Origin of the sequence: Azospirillum sp. B506, assembly GCF_000333595.1 — a bacterium.
Lineage (GTDB): Bacteria > Pseudomonadota > Alphaproteobacteria > Azospirillales > Azospirillaceae > Azospirillum.
The window spans coordinates 1-3715 of sequence record NZ_BADK01000153.1 but is presented as its reverse complement, the minus strand read 5'-3'; the positions used below and the strand labels follow the sequence as shown (position 1 = coordinate 3715).

Here is a 3715-nt window from a genome sequence, read left to right as displayed (position 1 = left end):
TTTAGAACGTCGTGAGACAGTTCGGTCCCTATCTGCCGTGGGTGTCGGAGTTTTGCGAGGATCTGTCCCTAGTACGAGAGGACCGGGATGGACATACCTCTGGTGCACCGGTTGTCACGCCAGTGGCATGGCCGGGTAGCTAAGTATGGACGGGATAACCGCTGAAAGCATCTAAGCGGGAAACCCACCTCTAAACCAGAGCTCCCTTGAGAGCCGTGACAGACCATCACGTCGATAGGAGGCATGTGGACGGGCAGCAATGTCTGAAGCTAAGCCTTACTAATCGCTCGATCGGCTTGATCTCACCGGGCGCCATGCACAGCGGTAAGCCGCTTCATGGACGATTTGAAGACGCATCCCGTCACTTGAAACTCTACTTTATCCCGATCAGCGAAAAGGCCGTCTCCCTTGTGGGAAGTCGGCCTTTTCGCATTTGGAGATGAGTCCTTCGGAAGGGACCTTTCCGAGGATCGGCTCCATTCCTTTATTCCCCCAACCCTTTGAAGCCCATGTCGCTGTCGGCGATGGTGACGAACCAGTTCTTCGGATCCCCCACCGTACCGGCCAGCTCCGGCTGGTCGAGCGCCGGCCGCACCATCATGCGGGTCGGCGTGCGCAGGCCGTTCTTAAGGCAGAGAAAGCCCATCATCGACAGCGGCCGTGCCGCCTGGAGGTTCAGCGTCCGACACATCAGCGCGACCATCCCTTCCCGGCGCGCCAGTTCGGTCGTCAGCGAGAAGGCCGCCATCAGCCAGCCCGGCCGGGCCAGATAATCGCAGACCACGCCGACCGGCTCGCCTTTCCAGTGGTCGACCCGCAGCACGACATAGGCCAGAACGGTCTCTCCGCGCATGACGTAGAAGCGGCGGAAGCGTTCGGCCTGGGGGGAGAGGTCGAAGCGCCAGTTCAGGAAGGACCAATCACGTCGGGCGATCACCGAATGCTGCGGCGACGCCGCCTCCCAGAGGTCGTCGACGCGGTAGTCGAAGCGATCGATCTCCACCAACCGGGCGCCGAGCAGCTTTGCCGAGAGGCCGTAGCCCATCGAGGCCAGCGCCAGCGCCGGCTTACCCACCCTGGCGACCAGCTTTGCCAGCCCGCCGCCATAGGGGCTGACGCGCAGGCAGCGCAGAGGGGCGATCACCCGCAGATATGTGGGCACATTGCCGAGGTCGAGCCAGCCGCCGCGCTTGTAGGACTTGTAGGCGGCCTCCGTCATCGAGAGCGACACGGCGAGGTCACTGGCCCCGGAATGGGTCTCCGACAGGGCAGGGCCGACACCGCGCAGGCGCCATTCCGGCGCGACCATCAGGTCGATGGCCCAAGAGGCCCGGCGGTGGCGGTCGCCGACCTTCAGGGCAAAGGGGATGCCGCCCTGCTGGCCGACGACTGCCCCGTTGCGCTTGCACAGCCAGAGCTGCGGTCCCTCATGCTCCCGTTCCGGCGGTTCCTCGAACAGCCACTGGAAATGGTCGGAACAGAGCTGGATCGCCTCGGCACCGAAATGCGCGCGCTGGAATGCCTCCAGAGCGGCGCGGTCGCCCGGTTCATACCGGGCGACGCCACGTTGCTTCCAGTCGATGACGCTCATGCCTCATCCCCGATGGACACCGGCTGCACCAGATGGGCATTGCGCAGGATGCGAGCGGAAGTGCGGCGCTTCGCGATGATGTCCTTGTAGACGCGGTGGACCTGGGGAACGGTCAGGTTCAGCGCTGCCGCCGCTTCTGCCTCGGTTGCGCCACGGCCGTAGGCGCAGAGCGCCATGTCCAGCTTGTCGTAGGGCAGGGCATAGTAGAATTCCTCCTGCGACTGCGGCAGCGTATAGGTGTCGGTGCTGGGCGACTGCGCCTGGATCTCCGCCGGCAGGCCGAGATAGGCTGCCATCTGGTAGACTTGCGACTTGTAGAGATGGGCGATCGGCTTGAGGTCGGCCAGACCGTCGCCGCCGCGCACGAAAAAGCCCAGTTCATACTCCAGCCGGTTCGGCGTGCCGAGCACCGCGTAGTTCAGCCGGTCGGCATGGGTGTATTCGACCGTCTTGCGGATGCGTTGCTTCAGGTTGGTGGCGGCGACCACGTCGAGATAGACGTCCACCGGCATGCGGCTGGTCTGGCGCTCGCCGTCCGGCGATTCGACGGTCAGCGAGAAGTAGTTGACGCGGTCGGCGTCCAGCAGGTTGCCCGCCAGCCCGATCTTCTGCTTCCAGCCCGGACCGAATTCCGGGAACAGCCGGCGGATGGCGTTGTCGCGCCGCTCGTAGCAGCCGAGCGCCTCCAGCGGGCCGGTGATGTTCTCCATGACGGGCGTGACGCCGAGATGCTCGCAGAGCAGGGTGCCGAGGCGGGTGCTCTTCGGCGAATTCTCCTTCTCCGGCATCAGGATGCACAGCACGCGCTCCGGCCCCAGCGCGCGGACGGCGAGGGTGGCACAGACCGAGCTGTCGATGCCGCCGGACACGCCGAGCACGATGCCCTGGCGGCGCAGATCATGGGCGACGATGCGTTGGATGGCGTCTTCGATCTCGCGCGCCGCGGCCGCGCAATCCAGATCCAGGGCCTTGGAGTCGAACGAGGTGAGGGCGTTCAGCATGGTCACGGTTCCCGATGGGGGTTGATGCATCGTCGGAAAAGCCGAGGCGGTCAGGCCGCGGTCGGTTGCGGCATGGCAGTTCGGGCATCGTCGACCCGATCCTCCAGCACATGAATTTCGGCACGGTCCAGGGCATTGCGCTGGTTGCGGATAAGCTGGGGAAGCTCGTCATGGACATAGTGGGCGAGCATCTGCAGGGTCAGCGTGCCGACCAGGGCCATCTCCTCCCGCTCGCCGGCCATGCGGCCATTCTGGCGGTGGGCCTTGTCGGCCAGTGCCGAAACGGCATCGGCATCGGTCAGGCCGTAGCGGGCGAGGGCCTCCGGCGATAGGAGGTCGCGGACATACTCCGGGGCGCCATCCCCGAACAGGGCGGTGGTCATCGGCGCGCGGTAGGGCTGCTTTGGCCGCTGGAAGATCTCGGCCGGCAGATGACGGGCTGCCAGGCGGCGCAGGGCCAGCTTGTCGCGCAGGCCCAGCATCTTCACCCGGTCGGGCAATGCGGCGCAGAGATCGTCCACCGCCGGGTCGAGGAAGGGGTAGCGGACCTCGATGCTGTTGGCCATGGCGACACGGTCGCCCTGGGCCGACAACAGATAGGGGGTCATGAAGGTGGCGATCTCCGCCCATTGGCTGCGGGCGAGCGGCGACCAGCGCGACCAGCCGTCGGGCAGGTGGGCGGCGACATGCGCCTCGAAGGCGGCATCGTCGGCGGTCGCCTGGACATCGGCGGACAGCAGGCGCTGCGACCAGGCGGTGTTCCGCCAGCGGGTGCGGTGGGCGTAGAAGGTCTCGCCGGTCTCCATCATCCCGCGCTTGAAGAAGGCCTGCCACAGCGGGCTGTCCTTCTGGCCGTTGACGGCGGCGAAGGGATGGACGCGGCCCAGCAGCTTCGGCCGGGCCTTGCTGTCGGGCTGCCGCGCCCAGAAGCGGCGGACCTTGTCCTCCTTGAAGATGTCGTAGCCGGCCAGCCACTCGTCGGCCCCTTCGCCCGACAGCACGACGCGGATGCCGCTTTCACGCACCAGACGCGACAGCAGGAACAGCGGGGCGGGGGCTGTGCGGACCAGCGGCGTTTCACCGTGTCGGATGACCTCTGGCAGAGCCGCCTGGATTCCTGCGG

At 66.1% G+C, this 3715-nt stretch carries 3 protein-coding genes and 1 rRNA gene; 1 reads left to right on the top strand and 3 read right to left on the bottom strand.

Annotation, left to right across the window (positions count from 1 at the left end; all coding sequences use genetic code 11):
• A 23S ribosomal RNA gene (locus I71_RS05515) occupies nucleotides 1-304 on the top strand; the annotation flags it as partial.
• 180 nt (nucleotides 305-484) lie between these two features.
• Here the strand turns inward: I71_RS05515 and I71_RS05510 are convergent.
• From I71_RS05510 to I71_RS05500, 3 genes are all read right to left on the bottom strand, one after another.
• Entirely contained in the window at nucleotides 485-1591 is a 1107-nt protein-coding gene (locus I71_RS05510) for a GNAT family N-acetyltransferase (RefSeq protein WP_042691960.1), read from the bottom strand.
• Entirely contained in the window at nucleotides 1588-2592 is a 1005-nt protein-coding gene (gene nadE / locus I71_RS05505; RefSeq protein ID WP_042691957.1) for an NAD(+) synthase, read from the bottom strand. Before nadE ends, I71_RS05510 begins: the two co-directional genes overlap by 4 nt.
• Before the next feature lie 50 nt (nucleotides 2593-2642).
• A partial coding sequence (locus I71_RS05500; protein ID WP_042691954.1) for an asparagine synthase C-terminal domain-containing protein occupies nucleotides 2643-3715 on the bottom strand: 1073 nt, incomplete at its 5' end.